General features: G+C 64.5%; 19 protein-coding genes and 1 tRNA gene. 10 read left to right on the forward strand and 10 right to left on the reverse strand.

The genetic code is table 11. From position 1 onward, the window contains the following. Positions 1-12 precede the first annotated feature (12 nt). On the reverse strand, positions 13-186 hold the full coding sequence (locus OF385_RS12980; protein ID WP_264275728.1) for a hypothetical protein: 174 nt from the start codon (positions 184-186) through the stop codon (positions 13-15). On the opposite strand from OF385_RS12980, the gene OF385_RS12985 reads away from it, so the two are divergent. Next, positions 185-1,366, forward strand: coding sequence for a S8 family serine peptidase (locus tag OF385_RS12985; RefSeq protein WP_264275729.1), 1,182 nt, complete (start codon positions 185-187; stop codon positions 1,364-1,366). The genes OF385_RS12980 and OF385_RS12985 overlap by 2 nt on opposite strands. A 4-nt stretch (positions 1,367-1,370) precedes the next feature. Beyond that, entirely contained in the window at positions 1,371-1,604 is a 234-nt protein-coding gene (locus OF385_RS12990) for a hypothetical protein (RefSeq protein WP_264275730.1), read from the forward strand. A 25-nt stretch (positions 1,605-1,629) separates the two neighbouring features. Here OF385_RS12990 and OF385_RS12995 read toward each other — a convergent pair whose 3' ends face one another. The 5 genes from OF385_RS12995 to OF385_RS13015 form a co-directional block, all read right to left on the reverse strand. Further along, complete coding sequence (locus OF385_RS12995; RefSeq protein ID WP_264275731.1) at positions 1,630-3,528, reverse strand: BCCT family transporter; 1,899 nt, start codon at positions 3,526-3,528, stop codon at positions 1,630-1,632. A 363-nt stretch (positions 3,529-3,891) separates the two neighbouring features. After that, complete coding sequence (locus tag OF385_RS13000) at positions 3,892-4,494, reverse strand: sarcosine oxidase subunit gamma (RefSeq protein ID WP_264275732.1); 603 nt, start codon at positions 4,492-4,494, stop codon at positions 3,892-3,894. Further along, positions 4,487-7,384, reverse strand: a complete 2,898-nt coding sequence (locus OF385_RS13005) for a sarcosine oxidase subunit alpha family protein (RefSeq protein ID WP_264275733.1) — start codon at positions 7,382-7,384, stop codon at positions 4,487-4,489. The genes OF385_RS13000 and OF385_RS13005 overlap by 8 nt, the downstream gene beginning before the upstream one ends. Continuing rightward, positions 7,381-7,680, reverse strand: coding sequence for a sarcosine oxidase subunit delta (locus OF385_RS13010; RefSeq protein ID WP_058256911.1), 300 nt, complete (start codon positions 7,678-7,680; stop codon positions 7,381-7,383). Before OF385_RS13010 ends, OF385_RS13005 begins: the two co-directional genes overlap by 4 nt. An 11-nt stretch (positions 7,681-7,691) precedes the next feature. After that, positions 7,692-8,909 carry a sarcosine oxidase subunit beta family protein gene (locus OF385_RS13015; protein ID WP_264275734.1) on the reverse strand — a complete coding sequence of 406 codons (1,218 nt, stop codon included), beginning with the start codon at positions 8,907-8,909 and terminating at the stop codon, positions 7,692-7,694. A gap of 207 nt (positions 8,910-9,116) precedes the next feature. Between OF385_RS13015 and OF385_RS13020 the strand changes: the two genes are divergently transcribed. Together OF385_RS13020 and OF385_RS13025 are read left to right on the forward strand one after the other, a co-directional pair. Next, the gene (locus OF385_RS13020) at positions 9,117-9,695 is read left to right on the forward strand and encodes a GntR family transcriptional regulator (RefSeq protein ID WP_264277934.1); all 579 of its coding nucleotides are present in this window, start codon (positions 9,117-9,119) and stop codon (positions 9,693-9,695) included. A gap of 152 nt (positions 9,696-9,847) precedes the next feature. After that, the gene (locus tag OF385_RS13025) at positions 9,848-11,356 is read left to right on the forward strand and encodes a DUF222 domain-containing protein (RefSeq protein WP_264275735.1); all 1,509 of its coding nucleotides are present in this window, start codon (positions 9,848-9,850) and stop codon (positions 11,354-11,356) included. 310 nt (positions 11,357-11,666) lie between these two features. Here OF385_RS13025 and OF385_RS13030 read toward each other — a convergent pair. Beyond that, positions 11,667-11,739: transfer RNA gene (locus tag OF385_RS13030), tRNA-Ala, on the reverse strand. A 192-nt stretch (positions 11,740-11,931) separates the two neighbouring features. On the opposite strand from OF385_RS13030, the gene OF385_RS13035 reads away from it, so the two are divergent. Further along, the gene (locus tag OF385_RS13035) at positions 11,932-12,357 is read left to right on the forward strand and encodes a VOC family protein (RefSeq protein WP_264275736.1); all 426 of its coding nucleotides are present in this window, start codon (positions 11,932-11,934) and stop codon (positions 12,355-12,357) included. 3 nt (positions 12,358-12,360) lie between these two features. Here the strand turns inward: OF385_RS13035 and OF385_RS13040 are convergent, their stop codons facing one another. Next, positions 12,361-13,587, reverse strand: a complete 1,227-nt coding sequence (locus tag OF385_RS13040; RefSeq protein ID WP_264275737.1) for an MFS transporter — start codon at positions 13,585-13,587, stop codon at positions 12,361-12,363. A 143-nt stretch (positions 13,588-13,730) separates the two neighbouring features. Between OF385_RS13040 and OF385_RS13045 the strand changes: the two genes are divergently transcribed. Then, entirely contained in the window at positions 13,731-14,672 is a 942-nt protein-coding gene (locus OF385_RS13045) for an endonuclease/exonuclease/phosphatase family protein (RefSeq protein ID WP_264275738.1), read from the forward strand. A gap of 2 nt (positions 14,673-14,674) precedes the next feature. Here OF385_RS13045 and OF385_RS13050 read toward each other — a convergent pair whose 3' ends face one another. Next, on the reverse strand, positions 14,675-15,343 hold the full coding sequence (locus OF385_RS13050; protein WP_264275739.1) for an alpha-ketoglutarate-dependent dioxygenase AlkB family protein: 669 nt from the start codon (positions 15,341-15,343) through the stop codon (positions 14,675-14,677). A 296-nt stretch (positions 15,344-15,639) separates the two neighbouring features. Here OF385_RS13050 and cobA point away from each other — a divergent pair, with 296 nt between their 5' ends. From cobA to OF385_RS13070, 4 genes are read left to right on the forward strand one after another with little or no spacing between them, the layout of a single operon-like run. Beyond that, complete coding sequence (cobA, locus tag OF385_RS13055; protein ID WP_264275740.1) at positions 15,640-16,650, forward strand: uroporphyrinogen-III C-methyltransferase; 1,011 nt, start codon at positions 15,640-15,642, stop codon at positions 16,648-16,650. Next, on the forward strand, positions 16,650-17,750 hold the full coding sequence (locus OF385_RS13060; RefSeq protein WP_264275741.1) for a uroporphyrinogen-III synthase: 1,101 nt from the start codon (positions 16,650-16,652) through the stop codon (positions 17,748-17,750). The genes cobA and OF385_RS13060 overlap by 1 nt, the downstream gene beginning before the upstream one ends. Positions 17,751-17,787: 37 nt before the next feature. Then, a complete protein-coding gene (locus OF385_RS13065) occupies positions 17,788-18,696 on the forward strand; it encodes a carbohydrate kinase family protein (RefSeq protein WP_264275742.1) in 909 nt (302 codons plus the stop codon). A 9-nt stretch (positions 18,697-18,705) separates the two neighbouring features. Beyond that, positions 18,706-19,479: an IclR family transcriptional regulator gene (locus OF385_RS13070; protein WP_264275743.1), complete on the forward strand. Its 774-nt coding sequence runs from the start codon at positions 18,706-18,708 to the stop codon at positions 19,477-19,479. Positions 19,480-19,481: 2 nt separating this feature from the next. Here the strand turns inward: OF385_RS13070 and OF385_RS13075 are convergent, their stop codons facing one another. Further along, the gene (locus tag OF385_RS13075; RefSeq protein ID WP_264275744.1) at positions 19,482-19,784 is read right to left on the reverse strand and encodes a hypothetical protein; all 303 of its coding nucleotides are present in this window, start codon (positions 19,782-19,784) and stop codon (positions 19,482-19,484) included. Positions 19,785-19,901: the final 117 nt, after the last annotated feature.

Below are 19,901 nucleotides of genomic sequence, written 5' to 3' on the forward strand. Positions count from 1 at the left end.
GTCATCCGATCGTTACACGGCCGGGGTGCGCTGGCAAGGGCTCTGGCGATGCTCCTTGGATTCGCTCATCGCACCGGGTGAATTGCCTGGCAATCCCCCGGCTTGGACCCATACCGTCCCCTCCCGGCGGTAGGGTGCGAGGTACCCGAAAGGGCCGCGTCCCCGAGCCAGCAAGGAGCCAGCCATGTTCAGCACCCATGCACCGAGCACGTCAGCCACCGAAGTCCCCGGCCGTTTTGTCCTCATCTTCGATGCGCCCGATGCCACTGTCCCCGGCATCGCCGCCCAGGCCCGGGAACAGCAGGTCCCGCAGCTATTGAGCGAGCAGGGCTATTCGATCAGCGAGTATTACCCGGCGCTGGGCATCGCCGTGGTCACCAGCAAGGCCGACCAGCTCGAGGACTTCCGCCAACGCTGCGCCGGGCATCAATTGCCGCCATCGGTCGTCCCGGAACTGGTCTACCGGATCCTGCCCGAAACCGCCTCGGAGGCGAACTCCTACACGGATACCGACAAGTTCACCTGGGGCCTGCAGGCGGTGGGCGCGGACTTGAGCTCCTACACCGGCAAGGGCATCAACGTTGCGGTGCTGGATACCGGATTCGACGCCGCCCACCCGGACTTCGCCTCCCGGAGCGTCACCACCAGGTCCTTCGTCGAAGGCGAGGATGCCGCCGATGGCCATGGCCACGGAACCCACTGCATCGGCAGCTCCTGCGGACCGCGCACCCCCGCCCAGGGTCCCGGCTATGGCGTGGCCAGCGAGGCCAATATCTTCGCCGGCAAGGTGCTCGGCGCCGACGGCTCAGGCTCCGACTCGACTATCCTGGCCGGCATCAACTGGGCCCTGGAAAGCAAATGCGAGATCATCTCGATGTCCCTGGGCGCCGATGTGCGCACGGTGCATCCGCCCTATGTCACCGCCGGACGCCGATCCCTGGAACTGGGCTCGCTGATCATCGCGGCGGCCGGAAACAACGCCCAGCGCTCGGCCGGGAACCCCGGATTTGTCGGCGCCCCGGCCAATAGCCCCTACATCATGGCGGTGGCCGCGCTGGATTCGACGCTGGCCGTCGCGGACTTCTCCGCACAGGCCCTTCAGGCCGAGGGCGGAGAGGTCAATATCGCCGGCCCCGGCGTGGACGTCTACTCCTCGTGGCCCGGCGCGCAACGCTACAACACCATCAGCGGCACCTCGATGGCCACCCCGCACGTAGCCGGCGTGGCCGCGCTGCTGGCCGAATCCACCGGCCTGCGCGCCCAGGAATTGTGGGACAAGCTGGTGGCCACGGCACGCGATGTGCCGCTGCCCGCCGAGGATGCCGGAGCCGGGCTGGCCCAGGCCCCGGCCAGCACGGAAGGCTAATACCATGTCCGGTGCCCAGGTGCAGATCTACGTCATCACGGTGGTGGCCACGGTGCCGCCCGAATCGATCGTGGATGAGCTGAAGGACCACGGCCTGCGGGTTAAACAGGTGCTCGCTGCCCTCGGCCAGATTATTGGCGAGGGCAGCGAGCAGGCGGCCATGGCGGTGCGCGCCTTGGACGCGGTCGAGTCGGTGGACGCCCAGCAAACCTACAGGGCGCTAGGCGATGGCCACTAGCCCGCCTGGGGGTCCGCGGCGCTGATCAGGACCCGGCGTCCCGGGAGTGCCCTGGCTTGGCCGAGGGCGCTTTCGCGCTCCCCTCCTCGCGTCGCCCGAACAGGCCGCGGGTGCGGGTGACCCGGTAGTCGATCCGGTCGTCGACGTATTTGCGCAGCTCCGGCTGGTCCTCCAGCGTGCCCCAGAGCTCGTCCGAAATATGCTCGGTCACGCGCGCCAGGCGCCGCTTCTGTTCCAGCTGCTCCATGCTCCGGTGTTCAAACCGCAGCCCCTTGATCGTGGCGACCGCCATCAGGATCATGATGACGCTGAAGGGCAGCGCGGTGGCCAGGGAACCGGCTTGCAGGGTCTGCAATCCGCCGGCCACGAGCAGGGCGGCAGCCAGCACGCCCTCCAGTCCGGCCCAAATCACCCTGGACCATACCGGCGGGTTGGGGTGCCCGCCGGAGGCGAGCATGTCAACGACCAGCGAGCCCGAGTCCGAGGAGGTGATGAAGAAGATGGCCACCAGGATGATCGCCACCACCGAGAGGATGGACCCCAGCGGCAGGTTCTGCAGAATCTGGAAGAGCGATCCCTCGGCCGAGACCGCCCCGTCCTGGACCATGTCCCCGGCGCCGAAGAACTGCCGGTAGAGCCCCGAGCCGCCGAGGATCGAGAACCACAGGAATCCGACGATCGTGGGCACCAGCAGGACGCCGGTGACGAATTGGCGCACCGTGCGCCCGCGGGAAATGCGGGCGATGAAGATGCCGACAAACGGTGCCCAGGCGATCCACCAGCCCCAGTAGAAAATGGTCCAGCTCGAGAACCAGGTCTGCGCTTCCTCGCCGCGCTGGAAGGCGCCCACGTCGAAGGTCATGTTCATGAAGTTGGCCAGGTACACGCCCAGGGACTGCACGAAGTTCTGGAACAGGAAGAGGGTCGGCCCCATCAGCAGCACGCTGATCATCAGCAGGCCCGCCACGGACAGGTTGATATTGGACAGCCAGCGGATTCCCGCGCCCAGGCCGCTGACAACGCTCATGGTGGCCAGGAAGGTGATGACGACGATCAGGATGACCAGCAGCGTATTGTCCACGGTGTCGACCAGGCCGATGGCGGCCATGCCGGAGCTGATCTGCTGCACGCCCAGGCCCAGCGAGGTGGCCACGCCGAAGACGGTGCCGAAGATCGCCAGCACGTCGATCACGTCGCCGAGCCAGCCCTTGACGCGGCTTCCCAGCACCGGTTCCAGGGCCCACCGGATCGAGACCGGTCGGCCGCGGCGATGGATCGCGTAGGCCAGTGCCAGGCCGATCACCGCATAAATCGCCCAAGGATGAAGGCCCCAGTGGATGAAGGTCTGCGCCATGGCCAGGCCGGAGAGCTCGGCTTGGGTGCCTTCCCAGCCGGGCTTGGGATCCACGGTGGCATACATCAGCGGTTCGCCCACCCCGTAGAACACCAGGCCGATGCCCATGCCGGCGGCGAAGAGCATGGCGAACCAGCTGAAGAGGCCGAATTCGGGTTTCTCGCCGTCATTGCCCAGGGTCACCCGTCCGAGCTTGGAAAAGCCAATGGCGATGACCAGGGCCACGAAGCCGCCGACCACCAGCATGTAGTACCAGCCGAGGTTGGTGACAATCCAGTTTTGCACCGAGGTGAACGTCTTCTCGGCCGAGTCCGGCAGCAGGACCGCGAAGATCGTCACCGCGACGATCACGATCATGGCCGGCCAGAACACCGCCGGGGCGATCCCCCCTTTGCCCAGCCGCACGCCCTGCCGGCGCAGCTTCGCGGTGATCTGCTCATCGGTATCATCCTCTGCGATGTGCATGTGCACCGGGATTGGCGCCGTGTGGGGCGATGGCTCCAGCAGCGCCTCCTCGTGGAGCAGCCCCGCGGCCTGCTCGCGCTGCACTCCTTCTTCGTCCTGCGTCATCTGCTCAATCCTTCGCGTAGAAAAAGTTCTGCTACGCACTAGCCTTGTTGCTTCAGAGGCCAGATGCAACAACCTGCCCCTCGCCGAGGGCGGGCCGCGGGCCGCCGGGGCCGCCTCCAATGCCGCCCTGCTCATTCGGGGCAGGTCAGCGAACAGGTCAGGATTCGACGGGGCGCCGCAACTCGCCCATAGCCCATTCACAGGTTATGACTAGGAGTTATGCCTGGGGCCTCGGGCCGCCGGGCGGCCCTGGCCGAACAATGCGCGCAGCCGCCCGCGCACTCGCCGCCACCCTGGACGAACCGGAATATAACAAAACGGTAAGTATTCGGCGGCGGGCGCGGTGCGCGGGCGGCGTGCGGGTCAGCGAACGGGATCCGAAGCGAATTCCAGCATCGCATCGATCAGCCAGTGCACGGTGTGCTCGGTGAAGGAAGCACGCGGCATGATCCGCCAGCTTTCTTCACCGGTACGCCACAGCAGCACCGGGATATTAGCCAGCGAGGTGGTGATCGCCTGGTTCACCGCGAAGCTGCGCGGATGCAGGTCGGCCGGGCAGCTCTTGCGCAGCACCAGTGGCGCTTTGGCGCCGGAGAGTTCCAGCACGGCTCGGTTGGCCGACAGGTCCACCACCTGGCCCGGGGCCTGGCCCAGGGCCTGCTCCAGCTTGGCCACCAGGGTCGTGTCTTCCGGCGCGGTGACCAGGAATTCATCCGGTCCGAGCCACAGCACGCCTACGCCATTGACCTCGCCGGCGACCTGGCCAACCTTGCTGGGCAGGCCCACGCCGGTAGCGGCGGCCAGCGCCTCGTAGCCGGCGCTGCCCGGGGCGCAACGCACCGAGATCTGCGTGGTGAAGGCGACCTCGCCCAGGGCCAATCCACCGGCGGCGCTGGCCTCGGCCATGAGCTGCTGCAGGTGGGCTGCTGGGGAACGACGGGAATCAATCAGGGTGTTGCTAGCCATCACGACGGCTTCCTTCCGGGTCGAAGAGGACGGTTTCTGCGATGGTGACCTCGGCCAGCTGGCCGTTGATCGGGGTGCGCAGGGTTTCACCAATGCGGTTGCGCCCATTCTTGATCAGTGCCAGGCCGAAGGTCCGGCCCAGGGCTGCCGAGTTGTACGAGCTGGTGACCCACCCGTCCATCGGGGTGATGCCGTCGGCGGCCAGTTCTTCCACCGAAACCAGCGCCGCCCCTTCAGGCAAAAGCAGCGACTTGTCCACCGGCAGCACCGAGACCAGGTGCTTGCGGTCTTCGCGCTGGTTATCGACTCGGGTGTAGGAGCGGTTGCCCACGAAATCCTTGACCTTGGAGAGGACCCAGTCCATGCCGGCATCCTGCGGGGTCACCGTGCCGTCGGTGTCCTGGCCGACGATGATGAAGCCCTTTTCGGCGCGCAGCACGTGCATGGTTTCGGTGCCGTACGGGGTGATGTTGAATTCCTGCCCGGCCGCGTATACATCCTCCCAGACCTTCAGCCCGTGCCAGGCCGGGATCGCGATTTCGAAGGCCAGCTCACCGGAGAACGAGATGCGCGAGATGCGCGCTTCGATCCCGGAATCCAGCACCACGTCCTGGAAGGCCATGAACTTGAAGGCCTCGTTGGACACGTCCACGGTGGAGGCGACCTTGGCGATCACCGCGCGGGACTTGGGTCCGACCACTGCCACGGTGGCCAGCTGCTCGGTCACCGAGGTGCAGGTGACATCCAGCTCCGGCCATTCGGTCTGCAGCCATTCCTCCAGCCAATCCAGCACGGTGGCCGCATTGCCGGTGGTGGTGTGCATCAGGAAGCGGTCCTCGGCCAGGCGCAGGGTCACGCCGTCGTCGAAGATCATGCCGTCGGCCTTGCACATCACGCCGTAGCGGCCCATGCCGACCTTCAGCTTGGTGTAGCCGTTGGTGTAGATGCGGTTCAGGAACTCGGCCGCATCCGCCCCGCGGATCTCGATCTTGCCCAGCGTGGTCGCATCGAGCATGCCGACCGATTCGCGCACGGCCTTGGCTTCGCGGTAGACCGCCGCGTCCATGTCCTCCCCGGCCTGCGGGTAGTACCACGGGCGCTTCCACTGCCCGACATCCTCGAATTCGGCCCCGTGCTCCAGGTGCCAGGAGTGCATGGCGGTGATGCGCGCCGGGTCCAGCTGGTCTCCGCGGTTGCGCCCGGCCAGGGCCGCGAAGGCCACCGGGGTGTAGGGGGCGCGGAAGGTGGTGGTGCCCACCTGTGCCGGGTTCTCGATGCCCAGCACCGCGGCGATCACGCCGATCGCTGCCACGCCACTGGTCTTGCCCTGGTCGTTGGCGGTGGAGATCGAGGTGTACCGCTTGATGTGCTCCACCGACTGCATCCCGGCCCCGGTGGCGCGCAGCACGTCGGCCACGGTTTGGTCGCGCTGCAGGTCGACGAAGTGGAACTTGTAGTTCGCCGCGTCATCGCCGAAGCGCGAAGGCACCAGCCACACCGGGCGGGTTTCTCCGGCGGGAACCGGCAGCGCCTCGGGAACCCGCGCGATGGTGCTGTAGCCGGCGGCGGTGGCTGCCGCCGCTCCGGTGGCGGCACCGGTGGACAGGGCGCTGGCGGTATCCAGCCGCCCGGTCAGCGCACCGGCCAGGTGCTGGTTGGCGACCGCATCAGCAGGCACGAAGGCGTGGATGGCGGTGTCCCAGTCCAGCTTGCCCTGGCGCTGGGAGTGCAGGTGCACCACGGGGTTGAAGCCGCCGGCCACGGCCAGCACGTCGGCCTCGATCCGCGATATTTCGCCCAGCTCGCGCCGCTCATCCAGCTCGGCCACGACAATCGCCGAAAGCTCCCCGGACTCGTTGGCCTCGGTGTCCACCACGGCGGATCCGGAGATCACCTGGACGCCGTCGGCCACGGCCTGGGCGGCCACGGCGGAAATGCTGCGACGCGCATCGATCACCGCTACCACCGATCCGGAGGCGGAGAGCTCGCTGACCAGCTCATAGGCGGAGTCGTTGGTGGTGAAGACGGCGATCTTCTCGCCCGCGCGCACCCCGTAGCGGTTCAGGTAGCTGCGCACGGCGCCGGCGAGCATGATGCCCGGGCGGTCGTTGTTCTCGAAGACCACGGGTCGCTCGTGGGCGCCGGTGGCCAGCACCACCTGGCCGGCACGGATGTGCCAGATGCGTTCGCGCGAGACACCCGGGGCGGCCGCCGCATCAAGGTGCGCGGTGCGGCGCTGGACGGCGACCAGGTAGTTCGCGTCGTAGGAGCCGAACACCGTGGTGCGCTGCAGGTGGGTGGTTTCCCCGGCCTGCTCCAGTTCGCCCACCACCGATTCGATCCACTTGGTGGAATCCATCCCGTCGATCTGCTCGCCGGCGGTATCCAGCAGGGTGCCCCCGGCTTCCGGACGCTCGTCGAGCAGCATCACCCGGGCGCCGGAGCGCGAGGCTTCGCGGGCCGCGGCCAGGCCGGCCGGGCCGGCGCCGACCACCAGGACGTCGGTGTGCACGTGCACGTGGTCGTAGTAGGCCGGATCGGTGTCCGGATCCAGCACGCCCAGCCCGGAGAGCAGGCTCGCCGAAACACCCTCGGTCACCGAGACGGTGGTGGCCGGCAGCATCGACTCGTCAACCTCGCCGGCATGGCGGGCGGCCACGGTAATCAGCGCATTGGGCTCTTCCACGCCGGCTGCCAAGATGCCGCGCGGGCGCTTGAGGTAGAGCGAGGGGCCGCACTGGCGGATCTGGTTGGCCAGCATGGCGCTGGCGATGGTGTCGCCGCGGAAGGCGGAAAGCTGGTGCCCGTCGATGCTCAGGGCCAGAGGCTGATCGCTGTCGATCCGGGCGCGGGAGCGCAGTTCTGGCGCCAGTCGCTGTGGCTTGCTCATCGGGTGCCTCCTTGAAGTGTGTCGATCTGCGGTTGCGCCTCGCCGGCGCCGTAGACGGCCAGGAATTCGTAGCTGACGGTGTCGCGCAGGGCGTTGAACCACTTGCGGCAGCCGCCGGCGTGGACCCAGCGCTCGGCAAAAATGCCTTTCTTGTTGCCCCGGTAGAACAGGTAGCGGGACCATTCCTTGTCGGTGAGTTCCGCCGGATTTTCCGGGTAGGCCACGTGGGCTTCGCCGCCGTAGCTGAATTCGTTTTCGTTGCGTGGCCCGCAGTGCGGGCAGTCGATTAGCATCATGATGGCTGCTCCTAGTGTGCGACGGCTGCGGCGCCGTGTTCGTCGATCAGGTGGCCGGTTTCGAAGCGCTCCAGGCTGAAGGGGGCATTCAGCGGGTGCGCCTCGTCGTGGGCGATGGTGTGCGCCAGGGTGAAGCCGGCGCCCGGGGTGCCCTTGAACCCGCCGGTGCCCCAGCCGCAGTTCACGTACAGGTTCTGGATCGGGGTCTTGGAAATGATCGGCGAGGCGTCCAAGGTGGTGTCCACGATGCCTCCCCAGGTACGCAGCACGTGCGCCCGGGCGAAGATCGGGAAGAGCTCCACGGCCGCGGCCATCTGCTCTTCGATCACGTGGAAGGCGCCGCGCTGGCCATAGCCGTTGTAGCTGTCGATCCCGGCGCCCATCACCAGTTCGCCCTTGTGGGCCTGGGAGACGTAGACGTGGATGTGGTTGGACATGACCACCGTCGGGTGGACCGGTTCGAACAGCTCGGAGACCAGTGCCTGCAGCGGGTGGGACTGGATCGGCAGTTCGATTCCGGCCATCTCGGCCAGCACCGAGGAGTGCCCGGCACCTGCCAGCGCCACCTTGCCGGCGTTGATGGTGCCGCGCGTGGTCTTCACGCCGGTGACCTTCTCGCCATCCTTGATGAACCCGGTGACTTCGCAGTTCTGGATGATGTCCACGCCCATCTCGTTGGCCTTGCGGGCGAAGGCCCAGGCCACGTGGTCGTGCTTGGCGATGCCGGCGCGCGGCTGCCAGGTGGCGCCCATGACCGGGTAGCGGATGTTGTCGCTGGTGTTGATGATCGGGCAGGCTTCCTTGACCTGGGAGGGGTCGAGCCATTCAGCGTCCACGCCGTTGAGCTTGTTCGCCTCCACGCGGCGCACCGATTCGCGCACGTCGCCCAGCGTGTGGGCCAGGTTGAGCACGCCGCGCTGGGAGAACAGGAAGTCGTAGTCCAGGTCCTCGGGCAGCTGCTCCCAGAGCTTCAGCGACTTCTCGTAGATGCCGGCCGATTCATCCCACAGGTAGTTCGAGCGGATGATGGTGGTGTTGCGGGCCATGTTCCCGCCGGCCAGCCATCCCTTTTCCAGGACTGCGACATTGGTGATGCCGTGGTTTTTCGCGAGGAAGTACGCGGTAGCCAGGCCGTGGCCGCCACCGCCGACGATCACGACGTCGTAGGACTTCTTGGGGTCCGGATTCGCCCACAGGAACTCCGGGTGCTCAGGCAGCAGATCAGCCACAATGAATCTCCAATCTTCGACAGTACCGCGCGCAATGTATGAATTGCCGACAACTGATATATCAATCTGCGATTCACTGTATGATAGAACTGGAAACCCGGTCAATGGGTTGACGAAAATTACTTGGATACTACGCACCGCGGGAGGACTTCAGTGAACGAATCCCTTTCCGATCGCGCATACCGGATACTGCGCGATCGCCTGATCATGATGGACATCGCCCCGGGCGAACCGATCAACGAGGCCCAGCTGGTCCAGGAACTCAATATCGGCCGCACCCCGCTGCGCGAAGCGCTCAAGCGGCTCGAGGTCGACCATCTGGTCCACTCCTACCCGCGACGGGGAACCTTCGCCACGCGCGTGGACATCACCGAGCTCGCCGCCATCACCGAGATGCGCCTCGCCCTCGAACCCCTGGCAGCCGATCGGGCCGCCGCCCTGGGCGGCGGATCCGTCCGCGGCGAAATCGAGCAGACCCTGCACACCATCACCGCCTTCACCGGCGACGAGACCCGGCGCAGCCTCATGGAGAACGATCTGGCCGTGCACCGCCTGATCTACCAGGCCGCCGCCAACCATCATCTGGAAGAGACCCTGATTCGGCTCGACAACCTCGCCACCCGAATCTGGTGCCTCACTCTGGATCACCTCCCGAGCATTGACGCCCATATTGCCGAACACCAGGCGCTCCTCGAAGCGGTCCTCAACCAGGATCCCGAAACTGCCAGCACCCTGGCCCGCGAGCACATCGCCAGTTTCGAAGCTTCGGTGCGCGCCGTGCTCTAGCTCCGCGCCAAATCACTCGCTCGCACCCCCGGCCACCCTGCCCAAGACACGTCTAATCAGCTTCTGACATGTAATATTGCTTGCCTTAAAAGTTATCCACCTGCAGCCGGATAATCGAATGTGTCTACGAGTTGATGGCATAAAATTGGAATATGTCCGAAAAAATAGCCACTTCGTGGGGCCGGTCCGACCCACCGAACCACGGCAGATTCACAGCCGTGGTCACAGCGTTGGAAACTGATCTGACATCAATTGAAGAACACGGCAGCAAAAACGAGTGCGCCACCGCCATCGCCGACATCGAATCCACGATCTCGTCCCTGCGCTACCATCAGGCAGCTCTCTCCCATCAACTGGAAATCGACCTGGTCCGCACCAATACTGAGAACAACCCCCGCAGCAAGGCACTCAAGCAACAGAACCGCGGGGCTGCCGCGGCTATTGCCCTGGCCCGGCGTACCGACTCCCATGGCTACGGTACATATCTGGAGAACTGCCGGATTCTCTTTGAAAGCACTCCGCACCTGGCCGCAGCGTACAGCCGCGGTGAATTCACCGAAGATCAAATGCGGGCCATCCTCACTCCGCTGCGTTCCGTCAAAGCGGAACGTCGCGCTGAGTTTGATGACCTGTACGCGAAGAACCCGAAAATGCTTGAGAATCTCGGGAACAAGAAAATCAGCGACAGGATCAAAGACTTCACACTCGCCTATGCCTCGGATCAACAGTGCAAGGAACAGAAGACCGCAGAGGAAAAGCGCTTCATCAAGTTCACGCCGAATGCCGCGACAGGGATGATGCGCGTCAACGGGAACATTCCCATCACTGCCGGACTAGCGATGAAAAACGATATGAAGGCCAAAGCTCGCAGCCTCAAAGCAAAAGGTGATCCCCGCACGAGGGCGCAGATCGAAGCGGACTACTTCGCAAGTTTTTGCACCCACCCGGAAGCAAAAATACCGGTCACTATCACTCTGGGATTGGTCATGACCGATAAAACCCTATTCCTCGGCGACCGGGTTCCGGCCAACCTTGAAGGTTATGGCGCCATTGCGCCACAGTACGCTCGTGAACTAGTTGCGGGTCAGGAGATCCTGAACAATATGACCCTGGCCGAGATGGCCGCCACCCGATCCCCCGCTTTTGTCGAGACCATGGAAGCCACCATTGAACTGATCAGGTTATATACGGCTCCAGGGGATAAAGACTTGATCGCGATGGACTCCAAAGCGCGGATCTTCCCTGAGAAAATGAAGAAGTTCATCAAGATGCGCGACCGGCATTGCCGCACGCCATTCTGCGATGGGTTGATTGAAGAGATTGATCATGTCACCCAGGCCTATTTAGGTGGGCATACGTGTGTGACTAATTCCGATGGCCGGTGCAAGCTGTGCAATCAGGCCAAAGAAACCCCGGGCTGGCAGGAAATTGTCATTAAGCACGGGCCGCATTCCATGTTGATCAACACCGGAATGGGAACGGTGTATCGATCCACGGCGCCGCCAGCGACGGGGTTTGCGCATAAACCCTATCCGCAGTGCATGAGTGAAGCTGACTGGGTGCGCTCTTTCGAAGAATGGCTCAACCGGCCGCCGGACACGGGGAGCAGTCCGTGCAACGGCGATGAAAAACCACCGGATATCGAGGATAAGCCCGCCTGATAGCGCTGATGAACCACCCACAAGGAAACACGACACGATTGGTAGCATTAGACGCCCAGGTACGGTGTGCCACGGCCGGAATCCTTGCGCATACTTCCTGATGGCGGCATCGTGAAGAACTTACATATTCAAACGGCATGGCAGATTGCCTGTAGCGACGGTCTCCAAGAAGATTCCGCATGCTAAAAGAAAATGCGTGAGTTCCGGCAATCCAAATCATTAACCAGCCTGTGCCTGATGCACAGGGATCAGTATCCGCAGAAAACGAAAACCTCCCGATCACTGACCGGGAGGCTTTTATTCGATTTTGTGGAGGTAAGGGGATTCGAACCCCTGACCTTCTGCATGCCATGCAGACGCGCTACCAACTGCGCCATACCCCCAAAAGAGCTGGTCTCGCCGGTATTTCTACCGCTGAACCGAGATAAAACTCTACCGGAGGAGTTGGGGAAATACCAAATCGCCTATCCGAGACGCTGATCACATCCACACTATTCTAATTGTCCGGCGGCGGTGGTAAGAATGGATTCGGGGCCGATCGGTTCCCCTGAATCTTGAGTGAAAGGCGCGACCTCATGGCCATTGGATTGACCCCATACCTTCGCTTCGCCGGTGATGCCCGCGAAGCCATGGAATTCTACAATGCAGCGCTCGGCGGCGAGCTATCGATGATGACCTTCCAGGAAGGCATGAACGATGGCAATCCTGCCACCGCAGACCTGATCATGCACTCATCGTTGTTTCTGGAACGCGGCATCCACCTGATGGCCTCGGACAGCACACCGGAAATGACCGTCACCAGCAATGGCGCGGTCGCACTGAGCAGCGATGCCACCGATGAGGCCGACAACGCAGTCCTGACCAAGTGGTGGGAGGCGCTGTCGGCCGGCGCGGCCATCGAGGTGCCGTTGGAGAAGGCCCCGTGGGGCGACTCCTTCGGCCAGCTTCGCGACAAGTTCGGCGTGGTGTGGATGTTCAACATCTCCGCCGTGCAGGGCTAGCAGCTAGTCGACCACGGTGTGTTCGTGGGCCGCGATGGCCTCGCGGCCCACGAGCAGACCGACCTTCTTGGCTCGCGCCTGGGTAATCATTGCGATCAGCAGGCCCAGCACGGCCAGGGCTGCGCCCACCACTGATGGCGCGCGGTAGCCAAAGCCAGCGGAAATCACGGCAGCACCCAGGGCGGCGCCCAAGGCGTTGGCAACGTTCAGCGCCGAGTGGTTCAAGGAAGCGGCCAAGGACTGGGCATGCGGAGCCGAGTCCATCAGCAGGGTCTGCAGGCTTGGAATGAGCAGCGATCCCACGGCGCCCAGAACGAAGACCATGATCATGGTCGGAATCACCCAGCTGGCCACCGCAGCGAAAACCAGCATGGTCGCGGCCATCAAAACGCTGGAGAGCTTGATCGCGCCGAAGACCGACCAGTCCGCCAGGCGTCCGCCGATCAGCGAACCAACCACCATGCCCAGCCCATACAGGGCCAGAGCGATCGGAACGAGCGTGATCCGCAGCCCGGATTCCTCGGTCAGCGTCGGGGAAATGTAGGAATACACCGCGAAGAACCCGCCGAAACCGACGATGCCGGTGGCCATGGCCAGCCACACCTGCGGGCTTTTCAACGCGGTGAGTTCGCGGCGGACGCTGGCACCTGGTTCGGCCTTGCGCCATGGAACAAACAGCGTAATCAATACGGCGGTCAGCAAGCCGATGAACGCGACGATGTAGAACATGGATCGCCAGCCGGCCTGCTGGCCGAGCATCGTGACCAGCGGGACGCCGCCGACGTTGGCCACCGACAGGCCCAGCATCACCCAAGCGATGGCGCGCCCGCGCATGGTTCCGGGCACCAGGCTTCCGGCCAGCACGCCGGCCAGTCCGAAGTACGCGCCATGGGGCAGCCCGGCAAGGAAGCGGGTAATCAGCATGGTGTTGTAGTCGGGGGCGAAGGCCGAGGACAGGTTGGCCAGGGTGAAGAAGAGGATTAGCAGCTGCACCGCGCGCTTGCGCGGGATCTTGGCAGCCATCGCGGTGAGCACCGGAGCGCCGACCACCACGCCAATGGCGTAGGCGCTGATCATCAGTCCCATCTGGGAGTTGCTGACATCGAGGTCGAGGGCGCCTTCCTGGAGCAGCCCCATCATCGAAAATTCGGTAACGCCGATGCCGAAGCCGCCCATGGCCAGAGCCAGGATCGCCAATAATAATTTTCCGCCGGAGAGGTAGGCAGTCATTCAGTTCTCAATTCTAGGCAGGTGCGTGATCGCGGCATCCTTGGCGCTCTATTTCCATCGTAGTGACTGTGGCGAACCGCCGGGGCACTTCTCCAGCTGAAAATTACGAATCCCACAGTATTTTGTGCCACTGTTTAAGTCCTATGTCTCATGCATCGCCCCAACGCCTCTCGGCCTCGCTGATTATCGCGAGGATCTTCTTTGTCCTGCTCTGCATAGCGCTGGCGGGGCTGATGGTATTCCATCAGCAGATCCCCGACGTCTTCGGCCTTGGCCTGGTCGTGGATAACCTCGCGCCGTGGGCGGGGCTGGGGATCCCGGCGCTGTTCCTGATCGCGCTGGTGGTGCGCGGGCGCGCCAGCTTCATCGGGCTTTTGGTCCCGGTGGTGGTCTGGGCGGTGCTTTTTGGCAGCAGCTTCATTCCGCACACCCAGCGCGCTCCCGAGGCGGCGCTTGAATTGGCCACGCAGAATGTCCACGAGTCCGCCGGGGTGCAGGCAGCACGCGAACTGGCTGATTCCGGGGCGCAGGTGATCACCTTGCAGGAGATCGGCGAGGGGCAGGAAGACCAGATCAGCGCGGAACTGGCCCAGTCCCACCCGTATAAGTACATGGTGAGCACCGTGGGCGTATGGAGCGCGTACCCGTTGAAGAATGCCCAGCCGCTGGATCTGGGCCTGGGCTGGAACCGGGCGCTGCGCGTTGACGTGAGCACCGATCAGGGGGACGTGCGGCTCTATGCGGTGCATGCCGCCTCGGCCCGTCCCACCGGGCACGATGAGCGCGATGCGATGCTCGCCTCGCTGGCCAACTATGTGCAGTCCGATGACTCGGCCAAGATCGTGGCCGCCGGGGATTTCAACGCCACCAGCACCGACCGGCATTTCGCCCCGGTCGCTCAAGCGCTGGATGAAGCGCAGTACAGCGACTGGGGTCTGGCGATGACCTGGCCGCGTTCGCCCTTCCCGGTATTGGGGATCGATCACGTGATGCTGCGCGGGGTGGAGTCGGCGAACCTGCAGCGTGCGGAGATTGGCGACTCGGACCACTATGCCCTGCAGGCCACCATCGATCTGGGCAGCTAGGTTCAGCCCAGCCCGGTCTGGCGCAGAGTGATGTTGATCCGCCCGGCGCCCAATTGGCAGCCGGCTGGCGCGGTGCCGGGGTGGATTTTCGTGACCCCGTGGTAGGCGAAGCGGGCCGGCCCATCGAAGATGAACAGGTCCCCGGAGGCCAGGTACAGGTCCTGCCATGGCCTGTTCCGGTTCTCGGTATTGCCTAGGCGGAAGGTGGCCGAGTCGCCGATCGACAGTGAAACCACCGGGGCGTTGATGCGCTCTTCGGCATCCTGATGCATGCCCATGGTGGCTTGATGGTCGTAGAAATTCACGATGGCGGCGTCCGGGAGGTAGCTTGCGGCGCGCTGGGCATCGCCGGTGGCTTCAGCCACAGCTTGCTGGCCCAGACGCACCAGCCATTGTTCCATCGGTGCTACCGGTGCACCGCCGAGGTCGTCGGCGGTTTTTGAATATCGGTTCGGGCTCCAATGCCAGCCCAAACTCAGTGATTGCACACTCATGGGATAACCATTGATGTGCGTTTGGTGGGGCGGGACGGGTCCGTGCCCCCACTGGAAAAAACGTGCGACGATCCAATCCTGCGCGGCCGGGGATAGCCAGCCGGGCAGATGCCACACTCCGGGACGCACTTGTCCCCCGGTGCGGGCCAAGGCGCTGTCATCAAAAAGCGATTCCATGCACCCAGCGTGCCCGTTGCAGGCATCGGTCGGCAAGCTCCTGCGTATCCGCTCACTGAATTTGGCAGGTTGCCGGCCCAGTGCCTTGCAACACTACCTACGTTATGGTCCTTGTGTTTCATCCCGCCGACTCGAAGATTTCAAGAAGGTTAACCTTTGGCCCGAAACCGAGTTATTCCGCTGGAAACATTTGCGATACCTACGGGAAAAGCGGGGGCCCTACTCTTGGAAGAACCCACACATTCCAAGGAGCATCCCATGTCATTCAGGAAAAACAGGCAAGGATCGAGGCAGTCATGATCGGCATCGACCTCGCGCTTTCCCAATGCATGGTGCTGATCGCAGGCAGCCGATCCGCCAGCAGCACCACCGCCGAGCGCTTCCGCGCCGAAGGCTGCACGCTGCTGTTCGCCGAGGATGCGCCCCGGGCTCTGGAGCAGCTTGGCCAGGCAGGATTGCTGGTGATCTGCGATCCCGACCCGCAGCGTTTCGAGCAGGTAGTTGCCGCCGCGAAGGTGCCGGTGCTGCGCGCCGCCCCGTCGACTGCCACCGGGTCGATCACCTTGCTCGGCGGCGGACCGGGCGCCCTGGACCTGATGACCCTGCGCGGGGTGCGCGCCCTGGCCGAAGCCCAGGTGGTGTTCGCCGATCGGCTTGGCCCCAGCGAGCACCTGTCGGTGCTGGCTCCGCATGCGAAGATCATCGACGCCGGCAAGCTGCCCGGGCACCACAAGCTGACCCAGCGCCAGATCGAGGCGATGATGATCGAAGCCGCCCAGGCCGGCGCCAAGGTGGTGCGTCTGAAGGGCGGGGATCCCTTTGTTTTCGGCCGCGGGTTCGAAGAGGTCGCGGCCGCTACCGCGGCGAAGATCCCGGTGAGCGTCATTCCGGGGCTCAGTTCCTGCATCACCGTGCCGGCCGCCGCCGGGATTCCGGTGACCGCCCGCGGCGTGAACACCATGTTCACCGTTCTCTCGGGGCATGACCCGCTGACCACCGGCCAGCTGGAGCACCTGGCCAAGCTCGGCGGCACGATCGTGATCCTGATGGGCATGGGCACCATCGAGCAGACCGTTTCGGGGCTGCTGCAGGTGGGCATGCCCGCGGATATGCCGTGTGCCATCGTGCAGTCGGGGACCACGCAGGTGCAGAGCACCTCCCATGCCCCGCTGTCCAAGCTGGCCGCAGCGGCTCGCTCCCATTCAAACCCCGCAGTGATCGTTATCGGCGAGGTGGCAGACCTGCCGCAGTCACTGCTGAACGCGGCGCCGCACACGAGCGCCGAACCTATTTTGGAGAACGCCTGATGAATATCGCCAAGCCCTTGGCCGGATTCCGCATCGCCGTGACCAGCGATCGACGCTCAGCAGAACTGATCGAAGCCTTCGAGCGGCGTGGCGCCGAGGTCACCCACACCCCATTGCTGCGCCTGGCCCCGCTGGATGACGAGCAGCAGCTGCTGGCCCAGACCCGGAAGCTGATCGAGGCGCGGCCCCAGGTCGTGGTGATCACCACCGCCTATGGCCTGCGGCGCTGGCTGGATACTGCCGAGGCGGCCGGGATCGGCGACGATCTGATTACCGCTTTCAGCCAGTCAGAGCTCTACGTCCGCGGTTCCAAGGCCCACGGTTCGGTCCGGGCCCAGGGCCTGGAGCCGGCCGGGGTGGCCAAGGATGGGCGCAGCTCCTCGCTGCTGGAAATGCTCAAGGACAAACTGGCCGGGGCGACCGTCGCCCTGCAGCTGCACGCCGATTCGGATCATGGCATGCCGCAGCAGCTGCGCGAGCTCGGAGCCAAGCGCGTGATCAAGGTCGAACCGTACCGCTGGCAGGACACCAGCAGCGACGCCGGGATTTCCGCCCTGGTTGAAGGGCTATGCGCGGCGCACTTCGACGCGGTGACCTTCACCAGCGCCCCGAGCGTCCATGCTCTCTTTGCCGCCGCCACCGCGCGCAACCGGCTTCCGGCCCTGCAGCGTTCCCTGGCCGAGCGCGTGGCCGTGGCCACCGTTGGGCCAGTGACCGCTTCCCCGCTGGAAGATGCCGGCATTGTCCCTCTGGTTCCCGAACGCCACCGCATGGGTGCGATGATCGGGCAGCTGGTCGAGCACCTCGGCTCGCTGGGGACCTTGCAGGCGCAGACCGTGCACGGGCAGGTGCAATTGCGCGGCCGGACGCTGTCCATCGAAGACCAGAACTGCGAGCTGACCCCGGGCCAGGCCGAATTGGTGCGCGCGCTGATCGAGGCCGGCGGCAGCGTGCTCTCCCGCGACGAGCTGGGTGCCGCCCTGCCCGAAGTCAGCTCCCGGCATGCGCTGGATATGACGCTCAGCCGGCTGCGCCGGGCCCTGCCCCAGCCGGAAATCATCACCACCGTGATCAAGCGGGGCTACCGGCTGAACGTCTAGCGGGCTTTTTCGCCTCCGGTTACGTAGGATCGTGACCATGGTTTCAATTCAGGTTGCCGGCGAGGCATTGGTCGACATCGTCAATTCCGTGGCCCACCCCGGCGGTTCCCCGCTGAATGTCGCGGTTGGCTTGGGCCGGCTCGGCCATGAGGTCACGCTGGCCACCGATCTTGGCACCGACGTGCACGGCGAACTGATCGCGGAGCACCTGCGCGGCTCCAAGGTACGGCTGGCCGAAGGCTCGCAGAGCGATGCGCCGACCTCGACGGCCACGGTGGTGCTTGATAGCTCTTCCAACGCCAGCTATGAGTTCGAGCTGAACTGCGCCCTGCAGCACCTGAGCGCCAGCGATGCAAAGCTGCTGCATACCGGGTCGATCGCAGCCTTCCGCTCGCCCAGCGCCGAGAGGATCCTTGAGGTTTTTGCCGCCGCGCCGCAGGATCAGCTGCGCAGCTATGATCCGAATCTTCGCCCGGCGCTGGTTGAGGACCGGGCACAGGCATTGGGAACCATCGAGAAGCTGTGCTCGCTGTCCCACGTGGTCAAGCTCAGCGATGAAGATGCGATGTGGTTGTACCCGGGGTGGGATACCGACCGGGTCCTGGGACATATCCTCGGCCGTGGAGCCTCCTTGGCCGTGATGACCTTTGGCGCCCGCGGCGCCGAGGCGCACACGCGCGGCTGCGAAGTGGCGGTTCCCTCGCTCTCGGTGCCGACCGTCGATACGGTCGGCGCGGGCGACGCCTTCATGGCCGGTCTCTTGCACGCGATCCTCGTCTCGGAATTGGCCCAGAGCCTGATCGATGGCAGCAGGATCGACCGCGCCGAATTGGAGGCCGACTTGCAGATCGCCGCCGCGTGCGCCGGAATGACCGTAGCCCGCACTGGCGCCAATCCCCCGAGCTTGAGCGAGCTTGATGAATTCATGGCTGCGGCAGGACGCTAGGGAGGATCCATGGGCAGCAAGGTTCCGGCAGCCGATAACACCCTGCGGATTCTGCGCCTTCTGGCCAGCAGGAATTCCCCTACCCCGGCGGCGATGATCGCCACCCTGCTGGAATTGCCGCGATCCAGCGTCTACCAGCTGCTCACGGTGATGAGCGAGCGGGGATTTATCACCCATTACCCAGAGGACAAGTCCTATGGTTTGGGGGTCGCGGCTTTCGAGCTTTCCAGCGCCTACACGCGCCAGGAACCCCTGGCCCGCCTCGGCGCGCCGCTGATCGCGCAGCTGGTGGACAAGGTCGGCGAAAGCGCCCACCTGGCGATCCTTCACGGATCGGATGTGCTGTACATCGTGGAGGAACGCGCCAAGGGCCGTCCCTCGCTGGTCACCGATGTCGGCGTGCGTCTGCCTTCGCACCTGACCGCCTCGGGCCGAGCTATTTTGGCGGCCCTGCCCAAGTCGCAGGTCAGGGCGCTGTACCCGACGGCTGCCAGTTTTTCGGATCGCGTGGAACACTCGTCGATCACCAGCTATTCGCAGTTGCGCCGCGAGCTCGAGCAGTGTACCCAGCGTGGTTATGCGGTGGAGCGCGGGGATGTCACCGAGGACTTCCACTCCTTGGCAGTGGAAATCCGGGATGCCAACCACTGGCCGGTGGCCGCCGTGGCGGTGACCTTCTTGGCCGATCGGGTGCCCGAAGAGCGGTGGGACGCCGTGCTGACGCAGATCCGCTGGAGCGCAGAGCAGATCACCGCGAGGATCCAGGGGCGGCGTTCGCAGTAGGACTACTGGTTCGAAACGTCATCGTCGAAGGATGCGCCCGGGCTCTTGAACAGCAGCTCCCGGATGCAGCCAACGGCTTGCTTCGCTCCGTGCAGGCGCTCCATTCCAGCGCCTTCCCGCTCGAAATTCCCGTGCCCGGTCAAGACGCGACCCCCTCGGCATCGCGGGTCGCCCCTGGCGAGATGGGAACCAAGGATTCCAAAGCGGCCATTGCGCGCATGCATCTGAGTGTCCTTGCAATCCACCTGGTGGATCCGGTCCGCGGAATTGGTCATCAAGACGAGCGGGGCAATGCCCTGCTCCACGCAGCAATTACAGCGCCGCATGTCCCGCAACTGGGAGGACAGAGCATTGCGCGGTGCCAGCGCAATTGCCAACCATCAGGCTCTGGTCACGCAGCCAATCGAAGCTCGCGCATTGGA

Origin of the sequence: Glutamicibacter sp. JL.03c, assembly GCF_025854375.1 — a bacterium.
Lineage (GTDB): Bacteria > Actinomycetota > Actinomycetes > Actinomycetales > Micrococcaceae > Glutamicibacter.

Excerpts from the sequence above, each read along its gene's own strand:
- OF385_RS13000 (WP_264275732.1), bottom strand. The coding sequence starts at position 4,494 with ATGGCTAGCAACACCCTGATTGATTCCCGTCGTTCCCCAGCAGCCCAC.
- OF385_RS13040 (WP_264275737.1), bottom strand. The coding sequence starts at position 13,587 with ATGACTGCCTACCTCTCCGGCGGAAAATTATTATTGGCGATCCTGGCT.
- OF385_RS13005 (WP_264275733.1), bottom strand. The coding sequence starts at position 7,384 with ATGAGCAAGCCACAGCGACTGGCGCCAGAACTGCGCTCCCGCGCCCGG.
- OF385_RS13045 (WP_264275738.1), top strand. The coding sequence starts at position 13,731 with ATGTCTCATGCATCGCCCCAACGCCTCTCGGCCTCGCTGATTATCGCG.
- OF385_RS12980 (WP_264275728.1), bottom strand. The coding sequence starts at position 186 with ATGGCTGGCTCCTTGCTGGCTCGGGGACGCGGCCCTTTCGGGTACCTC.
- OF385_RS13065 (WP_264275742.1), top strand. The coding sequence starts at position 17,788 with ATGGTTTCAATTCAGGTTGCCGGCGAGGCATTGGTCGACATCGTCAAT.
- OF385_RS13035 (WP_264275736.1), top strand. The coding sequence starts at position 11,932 with ATGGCCATTGGATTGACCCCATACCTTCGCTTCGCCGGTGATGCCCGC.
- OF385_RS13010 (WP_058256911.1), bottom strand. The coding sequence starts at position 7,680 with ATGATGCTAATCGACTGCCCGCACTGCGGGCCACGCAACGAAAACGAA.
- OF385_RS12990 (WP_264275730.1), top strand. The coding sequence starts at position 1,371 with ATGTCCGGTGCCCAGGTGCAGATCTACGTCATCACGGTGGTGGCCACG.
- OF385_RS12985 (WP_264275729.1), top strand. The coding sequence starts at position 185 with ATGTTCAGCACCCATGCACCGAGCACGTCAGCCACCGAAGTCCCCGGC.
- OF385_RS13070 (WP_264275743.1), top strand. The coding sequence starts at position 18,706 with ATGGGCAGCAAGGTTCCGGCAGCCGATAACACCCTGCGGATTCTGCGC.
- OF385_RS13020 (WP_264277934.1), top strand. The coding sequence starts at position 9,117 with ATGATGGACATCGCCCCGGGCGAACCGATCAACGAGGCCCAGCTGGTC.
- OF385_RS13050 (WP_264275739.1), bottom strand. The coding sequence starts at position 15,343 with ATGGAATCGCTTTTTGATGACAGCGCCTTGGCCCGCACCGGGGGACAA.
- cobA (WP_264275740.1), top strand. The coding sequence starts at position 15,640 with ATGATCGGCATCGACCTCGCGCTTTCCCAATGCATGGTGCTGATCGCA.
- OF385_RS13060 (WP_264275741.1), top strand. The coding sequence starts at position 16,650 with ATGAATATCGCCAAGCCCTTGGCCGGATTCCGCATCGCCGTGACCAGC.
- OF385_RS13025 (WP_264275735.1), top strand. The coding sequence starts at position 9,848 with ATGTCCGAAAAAATAGCCACTTCGTGGGGCCGGTCCGACCCACCGAAC.
- OF385_RS12995 (WP_264275731.1), bottom strand. The coding sequence starts at position 3,528 with ATGACGCAGGACGAAGAAGGAGTGCAGCGCGAGCAGGCCGCGGGGCTG.